Annotated in this window: 22 protein-coding genes; 8 read left to right on the top strand and 14 right to left on the bottom strand. The window is 36.8% G+C overall.

What is annotated here, in order from left to right:
- Positions 1-6: 6 nt before the first annotated feature.
- The 8 genes from DRF61_RS13980 to DRF61_RS14015 all read right to left on the bottom strand — a co-directional run bounded on the left by DRF61_RS13980 (position 7) and on the right by DRF61_RS14015 (position 6,902).
- The gene (locus DRF61_RS13980) at positions 7-1,365 is read right to left on the bottom strand and encodes a hemolysin family protein (protein ID WP_111958081.1); all 1,359 of its coding nucleotides are present in this window, start codon (positions 1,363-1,365) and stop codon (positions 7-9) included.
- Positions 1,366-1,468: 103 nt separating this feature from the next.
- Positions 1,469-2,335: an ATP synthase F1 subunit gamma gene (gene atpG, locus DRF61_RS13985; protein WP_111958083.1), complete on the bottom strand. Its 867-nt coding sequence runs from the start codon at positions 2,333-2,335 to the stop codon at positions 1,469-1,471.
- 73 nt (positions 2,336-2,408) lie between these two features.
- Positions 2,409-3,986 carry a F0F1 ATP synthase subunit alpha gene (gene atpA, locus DRF61_RS13990; protein WP_111958085.1) on the bottom strand — a complete coding sequence of 526 codons (1,578 nt, stop codon included), beginning with the start codon at positions 3,984-3,986 and terminating at the stop codon, positions 2,409-2,411.
- A gap of 18 nt (positions 3,987-4,004) precedes the next feature.
- Positions 4,005-4,544 carry an ATP synthase F1 subunit delta gene (atpH, locus tag DRF61_RS13995; protein ID WP_111958087.1) on the bottom strand — a complete coding sequence of 180 codons (540 nt, stop codon included), beginning with the start codon at positions 4,542-4,544 and terminating at the stop codon, positions 4,005-4,007.
- A gap of 2 nt (positions 4,545-4,546) precedes the next feature.
- Entirely contained in the window at positions 4,547-5,044 is a 498-nt protein-coding gene (locus DRF61_RS14000) for a F0F1 ATP synthase subunit B (protein WP_111958089.1), read from the bottom strand.
- 86 nt (positions 5,045-5,130) lie between these two features.
- On the bottom strand, positions 5,131-5,325 hold the full coding sequence (gene atpE, locus DRF61_RS14005; RefSeq protein WP_002979108.1) for an ATP synthase F0 subunit C: 195 nt from the start codon (positions 5,323-5,325) through the stop codon (positions 5,131-5,133).
- Positions 5,326-5,373: 48 nt separating this feature from the next.
- Positions 5,374-6,471 (bottom strand): F0F1 ATP synthase subunit A, encoded by a 1,098-nt coding sequence (gene atpB / locus DRF61_RS14010; RefSeq protein WP_111958091.1) that lies wholly within the window; start codon positions 6,469-6,471, stop codon positions 5,374-5,376.
- Positions 6,472-6,530: 59 nt separating this feature from the next.
- Positions 6,531-6,902: a hypothetical protein gene (locus tag DRF61_RS14015; protein WP_034725372.1), complete on the bottom strand. Its 372-nt coding sequence runs from the start codon at positions 6,900-6,902 to the stop codon at positions 6,531-6,533.
- A 169-nt stretch (positions 6,903-7,071) separates the two neighbouring features.
- Between DRF61_RS14015 and ffh the strand changes: the two genes are divergently transcribed.
- Positions 7,072-8,433 (top strand): signal recognition particle protein, encoded by a 1,362-nt coding sequence (gene ffh / locus DRF61_RS14020; RefSeq protein ID WP_048504315.1) that lies wholly within the window; start codon positions 7,072-7,074, stop codon positions 8,431-8,433.
- A 64-nt stretch (positions 8,434-8,497) separates the two neighbouring features.
- On the opposite strand, the gene DRF61_RS14025 is transcribed toward ffh, so the two are convergent.
- The 5 genes from DRF61_RS14025 to DRF61_RS14045 form a co-directional block, all read right to left on the bottom strand.
- Positions 8,498-9,151 carry a porin family protein gene (locus DRF61_RS14025; protein ID WP_111958093.1) on the bottom strand — a complete coding sequence of 218 codons (654 nt, stop codon included), beginning with the start codon at positions 9,149-9,151 and terminating at the stop codon, positions 8,498-8,500.
- Positions 9,152-9,234: 83 nt separating this feature from the next.
- Complete coding sequence (locus tag DRF61_RS14030; RefSeq protein ID WP_111958095.1) at positions 9,235-9,897, bottom strand: outer membrane beta-barrel protein; 663 nt, start codon at positions 9,895-9,897, stop codon at positions 9,235-9,237.
- Positions 9,898-10,309: 412 nt separating this feature from the next.
- Complete coding sequence (locus DRF61_RS14035) at positions 10,310-10,807, bottom strand: hypothetical protein (RefSeq protein WP_111958097.1); 498 nt, start codon at positions 10,805-10,807, stop codon at positions 10,310-10,312.
- A gap of 139 nt (positions 10,808-10,946) precedes the next feature.
- On the bottom strand, positions 10,947-11,612 hold the full coding sequence (locus DRF61_RS14040) for a porin family protein (protein WP_111958099.1): 666 nt from the start codon (positions 11,610-11,612) through the stop codon (positions 10,947-10,949).
- Between the two features lie 123 nt (positions 11,613-11,735).
- Positions 11,736-12,692 carry a PhoH family protein gene (locus tag DRF61_RS14045; protein ID WP_111958101.1) on the bottom strand — a complete coding sequence of 319 codons (957 nt, stop codon included), beginning with the start codon at positions 12,690-12,692 and terminating at the stop codon, positions 11,736-11,738.
- Positions 12,693-12,830: 138 nt separating this feature from the next.
- On the opposite strand from DRF61_RS14045, the gene DRF61_RS14050 reads away from it, so the two are divergent.
- From DRF61_RS14050 to rplI, 7 genes are all read left to right on the top strand, one after another.
- Positions 12,831-13,658: an SAM hydrolase/SAM-dependent halogenase family protein gene (locus DRF61_RS14050; protein WP_111958103.1), complete on the top strand. Its 828-nt coding sequence runs from the start codon at positions 12,831-12,833 to the stop codon at positions 13,656-13,658.
- Positions 13,659-13,721: 63 nt separating this feature from the next.
- A complete protein-coding gene (locus tag DRF61_RS14055) occupies positions 13,722-15,038 on the top strand; it encodes a dihydrolipoamide acetyltransferase family protein (protein WP_111958105.1) in 1,317 nt (438 codons plus the stop codon).
- A gap of 383 nt (positions 15,039-15,421) precedes the next feature.
- Complete coding sequence (locus DRF61_RS14060; protein WP_111958107.1) at positions 15,422-15,775, top strand: hypothetical protein; 354 nt, start codon at positions 15,422-15,424, stop codon at positions 15,773-15,775.
- A gap of 150 nt (positions 15,776-15,925) precedes the next feature.
- Positions 15,926-17,278: a chloride channel protein gene (locus DRF61_RS14065; protein WP_111958109.1), complete on the top strand. Its 1,353-nt coding sequence runs from the start codon at positions 15,926-15,928 to the stop codon at positions 17,276-17,278.
- Positions 17,279-17,491: 213 nt separating this feature from the next.
- Positions 17,492-17,833 carry a 30S ribosomal protein S6 gene (gene rpsF, locus DRF61_RS14070; RefSeq protein ID WP_034706729.1) on the top strand — a complete coding sequence of 114 codons (342 nt, stop codon included), beginning with the start codon at positions 17,492-17,494 and terminating at the stop codon, positions 17,831-17,833.
- Between the two features lie 31 nt (positions 17,834-17,864).
- A complete protein-coding gene (gene rpsR / locus DRF61_RS14075) occupies positions 17,865-18,167 on the top strand; it encodes a 30S ribosomal protein S18 (RefSeq protein WP_034706728.1) in 303 nt (100 codons plus the stop codon).
- Between the two features lie 169 nt (positions 18,168-18,336).
- Positions 18,337-18,855, top strand: a complete 519-nt coding sequence (gene rplI / locus DRF61_RS14080) for a 50S ribosomal protein L9 (RefSeq protein ID WP_111958111.1) — start codon at positions 18,337-18,339, stop codon at positions 18,853-18,855.
- Between the two features lie 257 nt (positions 18,856-19,112).
- On the opposite strand, the gene DRF61_RS14085 is transcribed toward rplI, so the two are convergent.
- Positions 19,113-19,916 carry a helix-turn-helix domain-containing protein gene (locus DRF61_RS14085; protein ID WP_111958113.1) on the bottom strand — a complete coding sequence of 268 codons (804 nt, stop codon included), beginning with the start codon at positions 19,914-19,916 and terminating at the stop codon, positions 19,113-19,115.
- Between the last annotated feature and the right edge of the window lie 72 nt (positions 19,917-19,988).

Consider the following 19,988-nt stretch of genomic DNA (forward strand, 5'->3'; position numbering starts at 1 on the left):
ACCTTTTTAAACTTCCCCTATTTTATCGGCCAGGTCATTAAGTACATTCGGGCCTTCGTATACTAATTCTACGAGCTCTACACTCTTATTATTCATTTTCAGAATCTTGAAATGATAATTTTCCAAATCAAATTCGTCGTTTTCCTCCGGAATATCTTCCAGTTCATGCAGAATGAATCCTGCGAGTGAGTTGTATTCGCTTTCTTCAGAAAGAGGTAATTTTTTAGGCAGATATTCGTTGATTTCATCCAGTGGCTGCGTAGCCTGAACCCAATAAATATTATCTCCTATTTTATCTACCAGCTTATCTTCATCATCTTCTTCATCCTGAATTTCTCCTACAAGTTCTTCCAGAATATCTTCCAGGGTAATAATACCTTCTGTTCCTCCAAATTCATCAATAACTATTGCAAGGTGCTGTTTTTTCTGCTGGAAGATTTTTAGGAGGTCCGAGATCTTTTTGCTGCCCACAACAAAGAATGCATCACGCATAAGATCTTTAAGGTCCTCATGGTTAAGGTCTCCTTTTCTCTTTACAAATTCCCTGATAATCTCTTTGGTATAGAAAATCCCAATCACATTATCTATGGAATCAAGATACACGGGAATACGCGAATAGCCGCTATCCATGATCTTGTTGATAATTTCATTGATATCTTCTTCAAAGTCAATAGACGTGATATTCTGTCTTGGAACCATGATCTGCTTGGCGGAATGATCTGTAAAATCAAATGCATTTTTAATGATCTCATAATTCTCTTCTTCAATCTCGCCACTATCAGCACTCTGCTTTACCAGAAGCTGAAGTTCTTCGGTGGAATGAATTTCCTGTTCGGAAGCCGGATGTATCTTAATTAATCTTAGAAATGTATTCGACATCAGGTTCATCAACCAGATAAATGGTTTGAAAACCGTGTAAAAAACTCTTAATGGAACTGCTGTAGCCATTGTAGTCGCTTCCGACTTTCTAATTGCAATAGATTTCGGGATAAGTTCACCAAATACAATATGCATCACAGTAATTAATACGAAACTTGTCACCACTGAAATTGTGGTAATTGTTGTCTGGGTAAGCTCCACATTCAAAGAGTGGAAAATACTTTCAACTACGTGGTGCAGGGCACTTTCACCTACCCAACCCAACGCAAGAGATGCCAGGGTAATACCAAGCTGTGTAGCAGACAGGTATTCATCAAGGTGTTTGATAATATGCTCCGCCTGTTTTGCCATAGAGTTACCTTCGGCTGCTTTTAACTGGATCTGTGAATAACGAACCTTAACAATTGAGAATTCTGCGGCTACGAAAAAGCCATTTAGTAAAACAAGAAATAAGGCTAGCAAAAGCCTGACTATATCCGAGTCCATTTAGAAGTTGTATAATATTTTAGTTTACAAAGATAGATAAAATATAAATAACAAAAAAAGCATCGATAATATCGATGCTTTAATATTATGTTAAAATAATTCTTTACGAATTTTTCAAAGCTTCTGCTCCGGAAACGATCTCTAAGATTTCGTTTGTAATGGCAGCCTGTCTTGCTTTGTTGTAGAAAATGACAAGATCATTTTTAAGTTCCTGCGCATTATCTGTAGCTTTGTGCATTGCTGTCATTCTCGCGCCATGCTCAGAGGCAACTGAATCTAAAACTGCTTTGAAAACCTGGGTTTTGATCGCTTTAGGGATCAAATTATCAAGAATTTCATTTCTGTTCGGTTCAAAGATATAATCTGTTTCCACCTGAGTTTCTTCAGCTTTTTCAGCCATAGAAATCGGAAGAAGCTGTTCAGTAGTTACTTCCTGAGTAGCAGCATTAACAAATTTGTTGTAGATTAAATAAACTTCGTCAAATTTACCTTCTTTAAAGCTGTTCATTACTCCTTCAGTAACATGAGATACTGTATCAAAGTTTAAGTTATCAAAAACAGCACTTTCATTAGAGTATACCGTACGGGTTCTTCTTACCGCATCAAAAGCTTTTTTACCGATGGTAAGCACTTCAACTTCGTATTGAGACTTATCTCTAAACTGGATGTTAAGCTCTTTTACGATAGATGAATTGAAAGCTCCTGCAAGACCTCTGTTTGAAGTAACAGCGATGAAAAGAATCCTCTTCACTTCTCTTTTTTGAGCATAGATAGAAACCTGATCGGGATCAGAGCTAGAATTTACATTCTGGATGATTTCCTGCAGTTTTTCAGAATAAGGTCTTAGCATTACGATGGCATCCTGTGCTTTTTTAAGCTTCGCAGCGGAAACCATTTTCATAGCACGTGTAATCTGCATCGTAGATGAAATTGACGTAATTCTACCTCGTATTTCTTTTAAGTTTGCCATTAATTTGGGTTCAAAGTTTATGGTCTAAAGTTTAAGGTTTAAAACGGATTCTAAACCTTAAACAATGAAGATTTTAGTTATATTTAGAAGCTAAATCGTTAGCCGCCTGCTTAAGAACGTTGGTAATATCGTTGTCGATTTTACCTGCTTTAATAGCCGCCATTGTGTCAGGGTGCTTAGATCTTAGGAATTCGATATATTCAATCTGGAATTCTTTTACTTTTCTGATCGGAACGTTTCTCAATAAGTTCTCAGTTCCAGCGTAGATCATAGCCACCTGGCTGTCTACAGGAAGTGGAGAGTTTACCGGCTGCTTAAGGATCTCAACGTTTCTTTCTCCTTTAGAGATTACCGCTAAAGTAGAAGCATCAAGGTCAGAACCGAACTTAGCGAACGCTTCCAATTCTTTATATTGAGCCTGGTCTAATTTAAGAGTACCAGATACTTTTTTCATTGATTTGATCTGAGCATTACCTCCTACTCTGGATACAGAGATCCCTACGTTGATCGCAGGACGAACCCCTGAGTTGAATAGATCAGACTCCAAGAAGATCTGTCCGTCTGTAATAGAGATTACGTTAGTCGGAATATATGCAGAAACGTCACCAGCCTGGGTTTCGATAATTGGAAGTGCAGTTAATGAACCACCACCTTTTACGATTGGTCTTAATGAATCTGGCAAATCGTTCATCTGGCTCGCGATTTTGTCGTCAGCAATAACTTTAGCTGCTCTTTCCAATAGTCTTGAGTGAAGATAGAAAACGTCTCCAGGATAAGCTTCACGGCCCGGTGGTCTTCTCAATAGTAGAGAAAGCTCACGATACGCAACCGCTTGCTTGGATAGATCATCATAAACGATCAATGCTGGTCTACCAGTGTCTCTGAAGAACTCACCGATAGATGCTCCAGCCATAGCAGAATATACCTGCATTGGAACCGGATCGGATGCGTTAGCCGCAACAATTACAGTATATGCTAAAGCTCCTTTGTCAGAAAGGGTTTTAACGATTTGTGCTACAGTAGAAGCTTTCTGACCAATAGCAACATATATACAATATACAGGCTTACCTGCATCAAAGAATTCTTTCTGGTTGATGATCGTATCGATCGCAACGGTAGTTTTACCGGTCTGTCTGTCCCCAATGATAAGCTCTCTCTGACCTCTTCCTACAGGGATCATAGAGTCAATCGCAACGATACCTGTCTGTAAAGGCTCAGTTACCGGCTGTCTGAAGATAACCCCAGGCGCTTTTCTTTCCAATGGCATTTCGTATAAATCCCCAGTAATAGGACCTTTACCATCGATAGGGTTACCAAGAGTATCTACTACTCTTCCTAACATACCTTCTCCTACTTTGATAGAAGAGATTCTGTTTGTTCTTCTTACTGTATCTCCTTCTTTTACTAATTTACTTTCCCCAAGTAGAGCAACACCCACGTTGTCTTCTTCAAGGTTAAGTACAATACCTTCTACATCACTAGAAAATTTCACCAACTCTCCGTATTGTACGTTTTCTAACCCGTATACACGAGCAATACCATCACCGATGGTTAAAACTGTACCTACTTCCTCAACGTTGGATTGAGTGTCGAAGTTGGCCAATTGCTGTTTTAAGATCGCAGATACTTCTGCCGGATTTATTTCTGCCATTGTATGGTTGTTTTTTCTTTAATTTAATTGAAAATCTTTTTTAACCTGGTTAAGTTTTGTCTTTACAGATGCATCGATCTGCTGATCACCTACTCTTAAAATGTAGCCTCCTAAAATATCTGGCTTCACATTTAAATTCAGATCAAAGTTTGAATCTGATTTTACTAGATTGGTAGATCTTAGAATCTGATCAAGGTTCTCTTTAGAAAGCTGAGTCGCTGTAGTAAGAGTTATTCTCTGTACTCCATTGATATCCTCTACTTTATTGATGAACTCCTGAGCAATATTTTTCAGTTGGTTCTCACGTCCGTGCTTGATCACTAATCTGATCAGGTTCTGTGAAGAAACTGAAAAATCTTTAAAGATCTGGTCTGCTACCTCTATTTTCTTTTTTGCATCAATGTAAGGTGTAAGGAAGAATTTATTCAAATCTGCAGATTGAGACATGATCTTCTTTACATCTTTCATTTCAGAAAATACAGCAGCTGTCTGACCTGTTTCATTGGTGAAATCAAGCAGTCCCTGTGCGTATCTTTTAGCTACTTTAGATGTAAGCATTCTTAGTTAAGGTTAGATTTGTTTAAATAATTTTGAACTAATTCGTTTTGAGCTTCGTTGTTATCCAACTTCTGCTTAAGGATAGATTCAGCAATGTTTACAGATAAAGCACCGATTTGAGTTTTGATGTCTGCCATAGCAGCATTTTTCTCAGCATTGATTGTCTGTTTAGCTGCTTCAATCATTTTATCTCCTTCATTTTTAGCAGCATCTTTAGCTTCACCTACGATTCTATCTTTAATTTCTCTGGCTTCTTTAAGGATAGCATCTCTTTCGATTTTAGCTTCACGAATAATTCTTTCGTTATCTTCTTTTAAAGTCTCCATCTCTTTTCTTGCTAATTTAGCTTGATTAAGAGCATCAACAATAGAAGTTTCTCTGTCATTGATTGATTTTAAAATAGGTTTCCAAGCAAATTTGCCTAACAAAAATAATAATGCTAGAAAAATAACAGACTGGATAATAAATAATCCTGATGAAAACTGGTGAATTAATTCCATTATATAAATGTATAAATAATTATTACTTTTTTTCTTAAATAACCATTACCTGTAACCAACCGTTACGGGTAATGGTTTAATTTTAATTAGTTTACTGCGAATAGAGCAGCAAACGCAACACCTTCAACAAGTGCAGCAGCGATAAGCATAGCTGTTTGGATTTTTCCAGATTGCTCAGGTTGTCTAGCGATAGCTTCAAGAGCAGCAGCTCCGATTTTACCAAGACCGATACCTACACCTAGTACTACGATACCAGCACCTACAATTTTAGGGATTTCCATAATATATAATTTTAAAAAATTTGTTTTTACTTTAATTTACAATTTCAATTAGTGAGCAGCATGGTGTTCATGTTCGTGCTCTTGTACTGCCATTCCGATAAACAAAGCTGATAACATTGTGAAGATATAAGCCTGTAAGAATGCTACCAATACTTCCAATAAGTAGATCACTAATGTTAAGAACGGGAATGCAACACCTGCTGCAAAGTTCTTAAACACATAGATCAATCCAATTAAACTCATTACTACGATGTGTCCTGCAGTCATATTAGCAAAAAGACGAATCATCAATGCGAAAGGCTTAGTAATTGTTCCTAATAATTCGATTGGCAACATGATCAGTTTCATTGGTACAGGAACACCCGGCATCCAGAAAATATGTTTCCAGTAATCTTTGTTAGCAGAGAACGTCGTGATTAAATAAGTAAGGATCGCAAGGAAGAATGTCATGGTAATATTACCTGTAACATTAATTCCGAAAGGCATCAATCCTAATACGTTAAGAAACAATATAAAGAAGAATACTGTTAATAAGTACCCCATAAATCTTTTGTATTTATGCCCGATGTTTGGGATCGCTACTTCATCTCTTACGAAAATAATTAAAGGCTCTAAGAATCTTGCAGCTCCTGTAGGTACAACAGACTTCTTATAAGACTTAGCCATTCCCCCAAATAATACTAACATAAAGATTGATACTAATAAAATGATAAGCACACTCTTTGTAATAGAAAGATCCAAAGGCTTCTCATTCGTAGGATGACCATCTTCACCCAGTGTTAAAATTCCCGCTGCATCTGTTTTATAAATTTTCTCGTGGTGCAATTTATAATAAGAACCGTCTACTTCAGTCGGCTCACCATGCATGAAACCTTCTTTATTGCTCATAAAGCTATGGAATCCGTTATCATAGAAAATAACAGGGAGAGGGAAACCGATATGGTGACCTTCTTTGTCTACCATCAATGTAAAGTCGTGAGCATCCAACAAGTGATGATCGATAAACTCCTTGTTTTCTTTACTTGTTTTGTCTTTCTCCGAAAGCTCTTGAGCAGGAGCCGCCTCAGCAGTAGCCTCACCGTGCTGTGCAGACACTAAGTTTAATACAAAAATACTGTAGAATAAAACTGCGAATTTCTTAAACATTGATAGGTTTTTTTCGTTGTGCAAAAATATAATATTTTTTCTAGTTTCAATAAATAATTTTACTGTTTTTTGTCATGATTAATCAGCTTAATTGCATAGTATGTAAGCAGTGTTGTCAGGACGAAATATGGAATAATAAAATGAAATTTATAGCCCGGAATCACTTCAAAGTTCAATTTTTTCCTGATTAAGTACATTAAACCGAATTTTAAAAGGATCAGCCCAATCACAGACAGCCCTAAAAATTCAGGCACTACCCTATTAATTAAAACAATCATTGTAATCATCAGCATGAACATGACACTTAAAAAAAGATAAAATTTAACAATAATAATCTCATCTAAGTGAAAAACAAATTTCCAAAGGGAAAAATGGATCAGAAATGTTAAAAAGAATAATACCGTAACCAGGATATTAGGATTTAATTTCATTGCAAATACTATGGTTTATTTTAAGTGATCACAAAAATAGACTTTTTCTATCGAATTTCACATGAATTGATTTTTATCATTTTTTCTATATATATAATATTACGTATCGTAAGACTTTGGATATGCCTAAAAATTCCTTATTTTTGCAAACCTATAATTTACAATACATATGTTTAATAGTTTACAGGATAAATTAGACAAGGCTCTACATAATATTTCCGGACGCGGGAAAATCACAGAAATCAACGTGGCGGAAACCGTAAAGGAGATCCGTAGAGCGCTGGTAGATGCCGATGTTAACTATAAAGTTGCAAAAGATCTTACCAAAAGAGTTCAGGATAAAGCTTTAGGACAGAACGTTCTTACTTCCCTTACACCGGGACAGCTGATGACGAAGATTGTTCATGACGAGCTGGTAGATCTGATGGGAGGTTCTCAGGAAGGAATCAATCTTTCAGGAAAACCTACCGTAATTCTTATTGCAGGTCTTCAGGGTTCGGGTAAGACTACTTTCTCCGGAAAACTGGCCAATTACTTAAAAACAAAAAGAACTAAGAAACCTTTATTGGTTGCCTGTGACGTTTACCGTCCTGCTGCAATTGACCAGCTTAAAGTATTGGGTGGTCAGATTGGGGTTCCGGTATTTACAGAAGAAGGTTCTACCAATCCATCTACCATTGCTGAAAATGCAATTAATTTTGCAAAAGCAAACGGTCATGATGTAGTGATCGTTGATACCGCAGGACGTCTTGCGATTGACGAGCAGATGATGAACGAGATCAAATCTGTACATTATTTCATCAAGCCTCAGGAAACCTTATTCGTAGTAGATTCCATGACCGGTCAGGATGCTGTAAATACAGCAAAGGCATTCAACGATGCCCTGAACTTTGACGGTGTTGTCCTTACTAAATTAGATGGTGATACAAGAGGTGGTGCCGCTTTAACGATCCGTTCTGTTGTTGAAAAACCAATCAAATTCATCTCTACCGGTGAGAAAATGGAAGCTTTAGATCTTTTCTATCCGGAAAGAATGGCAGACAGGATCTTAGGAATGGGAGATGTAGTTTCCTTAGTAGAAAGGGCTCAGGAACAGTTTGATGAGGAAGAGGCTAAAAAGCTTCACAAAAAGATCGCTAAAAACGAATTCGGATTTGATGATTTCCTTAAACAGATCAACCAGATCAAAAAGATGGGTAATATGAAAGACCTTATGGGAATGATTCCAGGGGTTGGAAAGGCAATCAAAGATGTTGAGATCAGTGACGATGCTTTCAAACACATTGAAGCAATCATCTACTCTATGACACCCGACGAAAGAAGAAGACCTTCTATCATTAATACCCAGAGAAAACAGAGAATTGCAAAAGGTGCAGGAAGAAAGATTGAAGATGTGAATCAACTGATGAAGCAGTTCGAACAGATGGGCAAAATGATGAAGATGATGCAGGGACCTCAGGGAAAACAGATGATGCAGATGATGAGCAAAATGCCAAATATGCCAGGCATGGGCGGAATGATGGGAAAATAAAAATAACAAAGCCTAAACAAAAAGTCATAAAAAAACTCTCAGAAATTCTGAGAGTTTTTTATTTTTATTTGAATTTATATCCTATTCCGATCTGGAAGAAATTCATTTTCAGCTTTTCATCGTTTACTGGATCTTTGATCATATTGGTCAGTCCGAAACTGTAACGGGCATCTACAAATAATCCTTTATATACGTTATAATCAGCCCCTAAAACCAAACCGAATTCAGCAGACTTAAGGTTATCATCAAAGTTCTTCTCCAGGAATTGTTCACCTTCATTTACAGCCTGTGGATTTGCCATTCCTCCTGATACGTCAATATTTACTTTCGTGTTGGTTCTGAAGCTTACAAAAGGTCCTGCGTATACTCCAAGTTCAGGGGTAGCATAATATCTTGCAGTTACAGGAACTACAATTCTGTTGAAATTGAATTTTTCTGTAACAGTAATTCCCATTGTTGAAACTTCAACTTTCCCACCCAGGTTTGCATACTGAACTTCTCCCTGCACAGCAAATTTATTATTGAATTTATGCTCTACCAAAGCGCCTACATAAAAGCCTGATTTAGATTTCAAACCTCCACTTACCCCTTCAAATGCATCAAGATCGTCATTTGAATTCAGTTTTGATAATGCATACCCTGCTTTTACACCGAATTTTGTCTGCGCATTCATTCCTGCACAAAAAGCAAGAGCTGATGCCAATAAGATTTTTTTCATGGTTATTTTATTTTAAAAAAGTTTTTAAAGATAAAAAAGCCCTAAAATAATTAGGGCTTCTATTTTTACAAATGCTTTGTTAATTACTTAGCAAATACATATTTAACTCCGAAAGTTACAGAAGATAAATTCAAACCGAACTTATAGTTGTTTACGCTCTTAGCACCATCAACGTCTAATTTAGAAGTGTTGTATCCAAATTCACCGATAGTAGCTTCAATGCTCCAGTTTTTGTTTAAGAAATAATCTAAACCTGGCTTAACGTTAACACCGATTGAAGTATAGTTAGCTTTGTCAGAAGTAGACGCAGTGTTCGTAGTTGATCCTATTGTAGTTGTTGTTGTAGCTTCGTCTTTAAATTGTCCGAATTCCATTGGAACTTCTAATTGACCGAAGATATATAATTTGTCAGCTAAAGTCCAATATTTTCTTACGAAAGGAGCAACAACAAATGCAGATTGAGTACCTTTAGTTTCAGAAACAAAGCTACCACCTGCAATTGATCCAGTTGTAGTTTTAGTAACTTTATCACTTGCATAACCTACTCCTAAACCTACAGCAAGGTTAGTCCCTACAAAGTATCCTGCAGTTGGAACGATTCTGAAGCTTTCTACTTTAGTATCATTGTTGTTGTTTTCTTCCTGAGAATAACCAACTTGTCCTGAAATATATGCAGTTCCTTTTGCAATTTGAGCATTAGATAAACCGAAAAGTGCAACAGCACCCGCTAATAATAATTTTTTCATTTTAAAAAATTTTAATACTTTCTGAGGGCAAATTTACAGTGGCTCTCGCTAATATTAAAATTTGTTAACGTGATTAATATCATCGATAAACATTGGTGTTTTCCGAAAATAAAGCATATTCATTACAGGATTTTGATTTTTTCACAATATTTAGAATAAAAAAATTACAATTTTTCAATAACAGCGAAAAATACTTAGTTTATTTAATTTTACCATTTTCTTTAAATTATGTTTTTTTTCCATAAACATCATGAATAATAAGATTATAAACCGTTAATATTTAACATATTAGTCTTAATATTAAGCAAATATTTATACCTAAAGACAATTTTTCTTCTTTATTAAGTATACATTGTAAAAAAGAAACTCCGGCCTTTAACAGCCGGAGTTCTGAATTATTTTCTACTTTTTCTTATTTGATGAAGAAGTTGTATCCAATATTAATGGCACCTACGTTCCAGTTGGCTGTATACCATCCGTAGTCACGCTTGTTGCTGATTGTCTGGTATCCTAAATAAAGTTCACCTGTAGACATCTGGTATCCAAATTTAGGCTGAGCATAGAAACCACCATCTACTCCATCTTTTGTAGAAATTCCGTATCCAAGATCTAATCCTACAAAGATAGGAGCTCCTGAGAATTTATATTTACCGGAAACTGCTACAGGAATAAATCCGAAATCATCAAAGTTATCTTTTCCAAAGAAATGTGAATACCCTGTGGTAACTCCAAGATCAAGTCCTTTTGTAATGTTCCACATATAGGCAGCATCCACTCCTAATGTAAATGAAGAAGCATCACCAGCATCACCTACCGGAACACCGATGTGACCTCCCAGTTTAAAACCTTCCTGCGCCTGTGCAGCACCGCCTAGCAGCGCAAAAGCACCTAGTAAAAATAGTTTTTTCATTTTTTAAATAGTTTGATTGATGCTGCAAAATTACTAAATATTTTTATTATTAACATAAAATTAACGGGAGACGTCTCTTAGAAACAAAAGAAGCGGGCCAATTTAGGCCCGCTTCATATTTTTAACAAGTTCTTAAAAATTAGTTTCCTCCGAATTTGAAACCAACACCTACCTGGAAGAAGCTGTTAGTCAGTTTTCCATCTCCGGAATCCTTAGCTAAGTTAGAAACTCCCATGTTGTATCTGGCGTCAAAAAACAAACCATTTTCCAAAGCATACTCAGCACCCAGGAAAGGAGCAATATTCAAAGTGTTAACCTGGTCTTTAATGTCTCTCTCATCGTCTGCAGAGATTTCGAATCCTGGAATCATTCCCAAACCAAGATCTGCTACAGTTTTTGTTTTTGCAGAAATGATAAGTCCGAAACTTGCTCCGGCAGAAACTGATAAACCTTCAGTAATGAAGTATTTAGCAGAAACAGGAATCAAAATAGTCCCGAAAGTGGTCTTGTTCTTAATGTTAAAGAATGTACCTGCATCATCCTCATCTTCCACTCTTTCAGTAATTTTACCTCCTAGTGGCGAGTATAAAACTTCACCCTGAAGAGCAAATTTATCACTTAGTTTATGCTCTACCAAAACACCTGCATAGAAAGTGTGTGAAGGATCTGTATTTTCAGAATTCCCGTCGTCTTTAAATTTTAAAGTTGAAAGTGAGTAACCGGCTTTAGCCCCGAATCTTGTTTCTTGAGCGCTTAGATTAGCGCTAACTACAGCCGCCGCTGCAATAAGTAAAAATTTTCTCATGATTATTTTTTAGTATTCGGTCACAAAACTAAGTTTTTTTTTTAGAACACCAAATAGTGGGTAAAAATATTATCACAAACAATTAATACTAAATGTAAAAACATTCGGTTCAAGCAGTTCCAATTAATCCTTCAGCCTCTTGTCCTCTTCGTTGTATGCCAGAATTATCTTTTTCACAACAGGATGTCTTACAACATCTTCTTCAGTAAGGTGTACAAAACCGATTTCTTTAACATCTCTAAGAATTCTCATAGCTTCTTTCAATCCGGATTGTTGTTTCGGCGGCAGATCGATCTGGGTTGGATCTCCTGTGATGATGAATTTAGCATTCATCCCCATTCTTGTCAGAAACATTTTCATTTGGGCATGAGTTGTATTCTGTGCTTCATCAAGGATTACAAAGGCATCATCCAGCGTACGCCCTCTCATGAAAGCCAACGGAGCGACTTCAATCACTTTCTTCTCCATAAACCCTTCCAGTTTTTCATGAGGGATCATATCTCTAAGCGCATCATATAAAGGCTGCAAATACGGATCCAGCTTTTCTTTAAGATCTCCGGGTAAAAATCCAAGGCTCTCTCCTGCTTCTACCGCAGGTCTCGTCAGGACAATTCTTTTCACCTCTTTATCTCTCAAAGCTCTCGCTGCCAAAGCCACACTGGTATACGTTTTTCCGGTTCCCGCAGGTCCTATCGCAAAAACCATATCTTTTTTCTCGGTTTCTTTTACCAGTTTCTTAAGATTGGTAGTTTTAGCTTTAATGATCTTACCGTTGACCCCCTTTACAATAATATCCTGGTCGAAAATCAGTTGTTTTTCATTCTCGTCCTTAATATTCAGGACATTCTCAACGTCTTTTAAAGCGATAGAATTGTTTTCAGAGATAAATTTTACAAGATTATCCAGTTTCTGTCTGAGTATATCTAATGCTTCCTGATTACCCATTGCAAAGACAAAATGGTCTCTTCCGGTAATCTTAAGGGTAGGAAAGCTTGATTTTAATAAGTTGAAATATTGGTTATTAACGCCATAGAAGGTCTTTACATCGATGTCTTCTAAATCATATGTTAATTCAAACATGCAGTATTTTATTTTTATTAGATTTTAAAATTAAAGCTTTTTTTCAAATTTATATCAATTCTTTTCTACAATCTTTTGGGGCTTTCTTTTTATTTTAAATAACTTTGCAGGAAACACTATTTATTCTATCAACGATCCATGTCAATTATTACCCTTACTTCGGATTTCGGAAATTTAGATTACAGAGTTGCCGCTGTGAAAGGCAAAATTCTGTCTTTAAATTCTAAGGTTAATATTGTTGATATAACCCACGAAATTCAAGCTTTCAACCTGATACAGACATCGTATATTGTACGCAACGCCTATAAATATTTCCCTAAGGGGACAATTCACATTCTTTCTGTAGACAGTTTTTACAACAGATCCAGAAAAAACATTCTTTATAAGGCAGACGGCTCCTACTTTTTAGCAGCAGACAACGGACTTTTAAGCCTTGTCTTTTTTGATATAAAACCGGAAGCGATATACGAAATCACTTTGAACAACCGCTTCGATGATGTGGTAAACTTTACTTCCACCGATGTTTTTGTGCCTGCAGCAGTACATCTTGCGAATGGCGGACTTCCAGAAGTAATAGGCCGGAAAATAGATTCGGCAAAGGAACTTCTTTTTCCGAAACCTGTCTTCAATGAATCTGAAAAAATGATCATTGGAGAAGTAACCTATATTGATAATTTCGGAAATATAATCTCAAATATCAGTAAAGATTTTTTTGAAAACACAGGCAAAGGAAATGAAGGTTTTACTATAAAATTCAGAAATTTAACACTTTCAAGGGTGTATTCCAGCCATACGGAAGTGGTTTCCGACTGGGAAAGGGAAACAGAATTCCACGGACAGTCGGCAGCGATCTTCAATGATAGTCAGCTTTTGGAGCTCACCATCTATAAAGGGAGTAAAAAAAACGGGGCCAAAAGCCTGTTTGGGCTCAATGTAGGCGAGAATATCTACGTTGAATTTGTCTAAGATTATATATTCCATAAAAAAACCGATTTTTTTTATATATTTGTCAAAATCTAAAAATTAAAAATGGCAGAATACAAATTATTGCTTCCTTCCATGGGAGAAGGTGTTATGGAAGCGACAATTATCACTTGGTTATTCAATGAAGGTGATAATGTAAAAGAGGATGATTCCGTAGTTGAAATTGCAACAGATAAGGTAGATTCAGACGTTCCGACACCGGTTTCGGGGAAAATTGTAAAAATCCTGAAACAAAAGGACGAGGTTGCTAAAGTTGGTGAGGCCATTGCCATTTTAGAAATTGAAGGAGAAGGCGGAAATACAGCTTCAGAAGAAGCACAACCAGAAACTCCGGCAGCCGCTCCGGATACAGAAACTTTAAAAGCTATTGAAGAGCCGTTACAGGCTGCAGCTTCCAACGTAGAGTTTTCAGGAGACCTTTACCTGTCACCATTGGTAAAATCAATTGCACAGCAGGAAAACATTTCTGAATCTGAGCTTAAAACGATTAAAGGAAGTGGTTTAGAAGGAAGAATCACAAAAGAAGATATATTAGCATACGTTTCCAACAGAGGAAACCAGCCGGCTCAGCAGGCTGTTTCTGCACAACCAGCAACTCCGGCAGCTCCAAAAGTTCCGGCTTCAGCACCGGTCTCTACGGTTCCTGTAGCAGCAGGTGACGAGATCATTCCAATGGACAGAATGAGAAAGATCATTGCTGAAAACATGGTAAAAGCAAAACAGATTGCTCCACATGTTACTTCTTTCATCGAAACAGACGTTACCAACGTTGTAAAGTGGAGAAACAAGCATAAAGATATTTTCGAAAAACGTGAAGGAGAAAAACTGACTTTCATGCCAATTTTCGTGAAAGCTGTAGTGAAAGCTATCCAGGATTTCCCAATGATCAATGTTTCTATTAACGGTGAAAATATCATTAAAAAGAAAAATATCAATATCGGTATGGCTACAGCTCTGCCGGACGGAAACCTTATCGTTCCTGTAATTAAAAACGCTGATCAGTTATCGCTTTCAGGCTTGGCAAAAGCGATCAACGATTTGGCGTACAGAGCGAGAAACAAAAAACTAAGACCGGAAGATACTCAGGGAGCAACGTATACCATTTCTAACGTGGGAAGTTTCGGAAACCTTATGGGAACTCCTATTATTCCTCAGCCTCAGGTCGCTATCTTAGCTATTGGTGCTATCGTTAAAAAGCCTGCAGTTCTTGAAACTAAAGACGGTGATGTAATTGCCATCCGTCAGCTGATGTTCATGTCTCACTCTTATGACCACAGAGTGGTAGACGGATCTTTAGGAGGGATGATGCTGAAGCATGTTCATGATTATCTTCAGAACTGGGATCTGAATACAGAAATTTAATACCTGATAACTGATAAGGGACTCATTATTTAAAGGTCATGCGGAACTTATCAAACATCTTACCATACAAAACCTCCGAAAAATCCGGAGGTTTTTTTACTATTAAAAGATTATCTGTACATTTGAGTTAAATACGAAACTAACCATAAAACACAATAATCTTAATAAAAACATCACAACCCAATCTTAAATATGAAAGAAGTAACTTTAATTGCAATTATTTCATTATGCATCATCATTGCCACTTATTTTGTTGAATTTATCATAGGATTTTTCAACATTAATGATATCATGTACGTATACCGTGTTTGTGGCGTAATAAGCCTTCTGGGCTATGTCGGCATCTTACCTTTCTTTATCAAGCTCTATCAAAAACAGCGATAATGGATAATGAGCTAAGAGAACTTTTTGAGATCAAAGAAGATGATCATACAATATTTGTTTCAGAAAAGAAGCCAAATACTGCAAAGCATATTCTTATTCGTCTTGCCATATTTATAGCCGGAACTATAGGTTTTACAGCTGTGATATTTAATGCTAACGGCTGGGACGTTTTAGGTTACCTGATAATTATGTTTGCTTTTCATGCTATCTGGTTTTTTTGTATTCTTATTGAAGCACTCATCCTGCACATCAATAATAAATACATCCTCAGAAATGCCAATCTGAAATTTTCGGCTGTTGTACTAATTCTTTATTGTGTAGCCTATATTGCTATTTTCAATCCACAGTATTAATCATTGCTTTCATCAATATAATATAAAAGCTTCCTTTTGGGAAGCCCCTATATGTATGTATCTCAAATCCGTGGGAACTTTTTTAATAGGATTTTTTAATACCATCTAATTTCCCTATTTTTCGGTTTAATAAAATGTCCCAGTCCACAAATGCTGAAAATTCTCTCCCTCATCCGAACAGGCCTTAAAAAGTCTTTTGATAATATCCGCAACGAGCAGCTGAAAAACAATCTGCTGCAGGCCATTCCCTTCTGGATCGGTTCAGTGATCACCGGCTTTTTTGCGGTGATGTATGCTAAGATATTTGCATGGGGAGAACATCTGTTGCATTTCATGATGAACTGGCATTCGTGGATGATCTTTATTATTGCTCCCATTGGTTTTGTCCTTTCATGGTGGCTGGTGAAAGAATTTGCTCCCAACGCCAAAGGCAGCGGTATTCCGCAGGTGATGGCCGCTGTAGAACTTGCTAATCCGAAGGAACATACCAAAATCAGGAGCCTTTTAAGTCTTAAAATCATTGTTTTTAAAATCATTTCATCTGTCATTCTGGTGATCGGAGGCGGTGCTGTAGGACGTGAAGGACCTACCATCCAAATTGCCGGTTCTGTGTTCAGAAAGGTCAATGAATATCTTCCCCACTGGTGGCCGAAAATCTCAAAGAAGAACATGATCATGACCGGTGCGGCTGCGGGACTTGCAGCGGCATTTAATACACCTTTAGGAGGAATTGTATTTGCCGTAGAAGAACTTTCCAAAACACATATCAATTACTTCAAAACGGCTTTATTTACGGCAGTGATTATTGCGGGCTTAACAGCCCAGACTTTAGCGGGATCCTATTTATATTTAGGCTATCCTAAAACCAATGATGTATCTCTGATGGTTATGTTTCCGATTATCCTTGTCGCGGGAACTTCCGGAATCCTGGCCAGCCAGCTTTCCGTAATGATGCTTAAGATGAGTGACTGGAAGAAAAGGAAGCTTAAAACGGATAAAGCCAATATTATTTTTCTGGTGCTTTGCGCACTGTTTATTGCTTCCATAGCATATTTTATCAACCGCGAGATTCTTGGATCCGGAAAAGAAATCATGGAACGCGTGCTTTTTACTAGCGACAAACATGAAGAATGGTATGTCCCAATCTTAAGAATGCTTGGCCCTGCCCTGTCTTTTACCTCAGGTGGTGCAGGAGGAATTTTCGCCCCGGCCCTGAGTGCGGGTGCCAGTATAGGATCTGTAATCTCCGGGGCCATTCATTTGACAGCCAACGAAACCAATGTAGTAATCCTCGCAGGAATGGTAGCTTTTCTTACCGGAATTACAAGAGCTCCCTTTACTTCCGCTATTATCGTACTTGAAATGACGGACAGACATTCCCTGATCTTCCACCTGATGCTGGCAGGAATGGTATCTTCCATTGTTTCTATTTTAGTAAGCAGACATTCTCTGTATGATGTGATCAAGGTAAATTTTCTGACGGAAATCAGAGAGAAAGATTAATAGAATCATTATATTTATTAGCGATTCCTGTTATTTTTTGGCTTGAAGTTAGCAGAGGAATTTAAAAAAAACAGAGTATCAAATCTCTCACTGTCAATTTTAAACTAAAAAACAGCAACTTGTAACTGCCAACTATTTCGCACAACTGTTGTATATTACAAATATATTTTCTAATTTTGCACCTCGAAATAATTAACAAATTCATTTAACATTATGAACAATTACGAAACTGTTTTCATTTTAACTCCCGTTCTATCTGATGCTCAGGTAGAGGAAGCAGTGAAAAAATTTGAAGATCTTTTAAAAGAAAAGAACTGTGAAATCGTTGCCAAAGAAAACTGGGGATTAAAAAAACTAGCTTATCCAATTCAATTGAAAAAGAATGGATTCTACACTTTAATCGAGTTTAAAGGTGAAGGTACTGTAGTTGCTGATTTAGAATTGGCATTCAAACGTGACGAAAGAGTAATCCGTTACCTGACTACAAAACTTGACAAGCACGCTGTTGAGTACGCTGTAACTAGAAGAACTAAAATCAAAGCGGCTAGAGCTTAATTATTAACCCTATTTTAAAAAAAGACAAGACATGGCAATAGACGAAATGGCTAAACAAGCCTCAGCTGGAGGAGAATCTGAAGTAAAATTCCTTACTCCACTTGATATCAATACAAAATCTGAAAAGAAATATTGTAGATTCAAAAAATACGGAATTAAGCACGTTGATTACAAAGATGCTGATTTCTTATTACAGTTTGTAAACGAGCAAGGTAAAATCTTACCAAGAAGATACACTGGAACTTCTTTAAAATACCAAAGAAAAGTTTCTGCTGCTATCAAAAGAGCAAGACACCTTTCTTTACTACCTTACGTAGCTGACTTATTGAAATAAGACAAAAAATAAATAAGAGAAGAGGACAACCTCTTCTTTTGTTGCTGAATAAATAATTTAATTCTAACTTGATTTTAGATAAGAGATCTAAGATTTCAGATAAACAGACATTGTCTTCCATCTAATTTCTAATTTCCAGCATCTAAATTCTAAAAAAAGGACAACAACAATGGATATCATCCTAAAAAAAGACGTAGAAAACTTAGGACTTGAGTTTGATACAGTAAGCGTAAAGCCTGGTTATGCAAGAAACTTCTTACTTCCTCAAGGAATTGCACTTTTAGCAACTCCTAAAAACAAAGCAGCTCTTGAAGCTACTTTAGAAGCTAGAAAAGAAGAAGAAGCTAAATTAATCGCTGCTGCTAACGCTGTAGTAGATCAGTTAAAGAAAACTTCTGTTACTATTCCTGCAAAAGTAGGTTCTGGCGACAAGTTATTCGGATCTATCAACAATGCAGATCTTTCTGCTGCTCTTGCTAAAGCTGGAGTTTCTGTAGAGAAGAAATACATCAAAATCCCAGGGAACACTATTAAAAGAACTGGTAAAGTTACTGCAAACATCAGACTACACAGAAATGTTGAGTACAACTTTGAATTCGACATCGTATCTGACGCTCCGGTAGAAGCTCCTAAACCAGCTGCTCCTAAAGCTAAAGTAGTAGAAGAAACTCCTTCTGAAGAAGCTTAAGATTCTAAAGAGATTTTCTCAAATATATAAACCACTTCCTTTGAAGTGGTTTTTTTTGTATTTATTGTATTGATATCTTTTTAACTACCCCGTCTTTTTGCGTTGCAAAAATCCACCCCTTCAAGGAAGGGGAATTAGGGTCAGGAAAAGCTTGAGGTAAATATTTATTTCTTTTTCCATTGAATTCCTCAACGCTACTCTATATCACAAATCACGGAACCTCCAAAAAACTCTCAAACTCTCCTACTCTCCACAACCTACTTATCTCCTTTCAGTTTCTGCTGATATTCTGTAGGCGGTACCCCAATTACTTTTTTAAAGATATTACTGAATGAAGAAAGGCTGTTATAGCCTACCATCATCGCTATTTCGTACATATTGTATTTGCCTTCCAACATTAATTCCAGTGAACGGGTGATTCTCAGCGCCCGCAGAAAACGGACGTAATTCATGCCTAAAATCTCTTTAAACTTCCGAGAGAGAGTTCTGGTGCTCATGCCAAATTCTTTCGCCGTAGATTCGATGGTAAGAGGTTTTTCAAGGTTAGCATGGATGTATTTGGCAATCTTCAGAAGAGTTTCATCTTTTGGAAAAGGATGCTGAACCGGAAAAGCCAGCTTTTTATCTCTTTTTTCGGGAAGAATTCCTTTTAAGGCTTTAAGGAAATAATATTTAGCACCATCATTTTTTGTGATTTTCCCATCCCAGTCTTTGGTATACAAGATCATTTCCCTGAGCAAGTGACTGACCGAATAGATATTAATTTCATCAAAGAAGCCACTTTCATTCTCCTCTTTTTTAAAATAAAAATTGTATAAATCTACTTTTGGGCTGGTTGAGAAAATATAATGCGGCGTTCCTGCCGGGATCCACATAAAGCATCTTGCCGGAAGATACCAATGTTTAAGATCCGTAAAAACATGAACGATTCCGCCCTCTGCATATACCAACTGGGCAGAACTGTGATGATGAATGTCTGTGGTAACATCTCCTGTAAGCACATTATACACATAAAATTCTGCATCATCATCTTCTACCGCTTTAAAATGGCTGTCATTCATACAATAAAGGTATAAAGAAAATTTTAAATTGGCGTAAATGAGCAAATCTTTTTCTGCTTTCACAAATCAGGT

Origin of the sequence: Chryseobacterium lathyri, assembly GCF_003290185.1 — a bacterium.
GTDB lineage: Bacteria > Bacteroidota > Bacteroidia > Flavobacteriales > Weeksellaceae > Chryseobacterium > Chryseobacterium lathyri.

Coding starts and splice junctions, on each gene's coding strand:
- DRF61_RS14035 (WP_111958097.1), bottom strand. CDS start 10,807: ATGAAAAAACTATTTTTACTAGGTGCTTTTGCGCTGCTAGGCGGTGCT.
- DRF61_RS14055 (WP_111958105.1), top strand. CDS start 13,722: ATGGCAGAATACAAATTATTGCTTCCTTCCATGGGAGAAGGTGTTATG.
- DRF61_RS14040 (WP_111958099.1), bottom strand. CDS start 11,612: ATGAGAAAATTTTTACTTATTGCAGCGGCGGCTGTAGTTAGCGCTAAT.
- DRF61_RS14000 (WP_111958089.1), bottom strand. CDS start 5,044: ATGGAATTAATTCACCAGTTTTCATCAGGATTATTTATTATCCAGTCT.
- DRF61_RS14030 (WP_111958095.1), bottom strand. CDS start 9,897: ATGAAAAAATTATTATTAGCGGGTGCTGTTGCACTTTTCGGTTTATCT.
- rpsF (WP_034706729.1), top strand. CDS start 17,492: ATGAACAATTACGAAACTGTTTTCATTTTAACTCCCGTTCTATCTGAT.
- atpA (WP_111958085.1), bottom strand. CDS start 3,986: ATGGCAGAAATAAATCCGGCAGAAGTATCTGCGATCTTAAAACAGCAA.
- DRF61_RS14050 (WP_111958103.1), top strand. CDS start 12,831: ATGTCAATTATTACCCTTACTTCGGATTTCGGAAATTTAGATTACAGA.
- rpsR (WP_034706728.1), top strand. CDS start 17,865: ATGGCAATAGACGAAATGGCTAAACAAGCCTCAGCTGGAGGAGAATCT.
- atpE (WP_002979108.1), bottom strand. CDS start 5,325: ATGGAAATCCCTAAAATTGTAGGTGCTGGTATCGTAGTACTAGGTGTA.
- atpB (WP_111958091.1), bottom strand. CDS start 6,471: ATGTTTAAGAAATTCGCAGTTTTATTCTACAGTATTTTTGTATTAAAC.
- DRF61_RS14025 (WP_111958093.1), bottom strand. CDS start 9,151: ATGAAAAAAATCTTATTGGCATCAGCTCTTGCTTTTTGTGCAGGAATG.
- rplI (WP_111958111.1), top strand. CDS start 18,337: ATGGATATCATCCTAAAAAAAGACGTAGAAAACTTAGGACTTGAGTTT.
- DRF61_RS14015 (WP_034725372.1), bottom strand. CDS start 6,902: ATGAAATTAAATCCTAATATCCTGGTTACGGTATTATTCTTTTTAACA.
- DRF61_RS13980 (WP_111958081.1), bottom strand. CDS start 1,365: ATGGACTCGGATATAGTCAGGCTTTTGCTAGCCTTATTTCTTGTTTTA.
- ffh (WP_048504315.1), top strand. CDS start 7,072: ATGTTTAATAGTTTACAGGATAAATTAGACAAGGCTCTACATAATATT.
- DRF61_RS14085 (WP_111958113.1), bottom strand. CDS start 19,916: ATGAATGACAGCCATTTTAAAGCGGTAGAAGATGATGATGCAGAATTT.
- DRF61_RS14065 (WP_111958109.1), top strand. CDS start 15,926: ATGCTGAAAATTCTCTCCCTCATCCGAACAGGCCTTAAAAAGTCTTTT.
- atpH (WP_111958087.1), bottom strand. CDS start 4,544: ATGCTTACATCTAAAGTAGCTAAAAGATACGCACAGGGACTGCTTGAT.
- atpG (WP_111958083.1), bottom strand. CDS start 2,335: ATGGCAAACTTAAAAGAAATACGAGGTAGAATTACGTCAATTTCATCT.
- DRF61_RS14060 (WP_111958107.1), top strand. CDS start 15,422: ATGGATAATGAGCTAAGAGAACTTTTTGAGATCAAAGAAGATGATCAT.
- DRF61_RS14045 (WP_111958101.1), bottom strand. CDS start 12,692: ATGTTTGAATTAACATATGATTTAGAAGACATCGATGTAAAGACCTTC.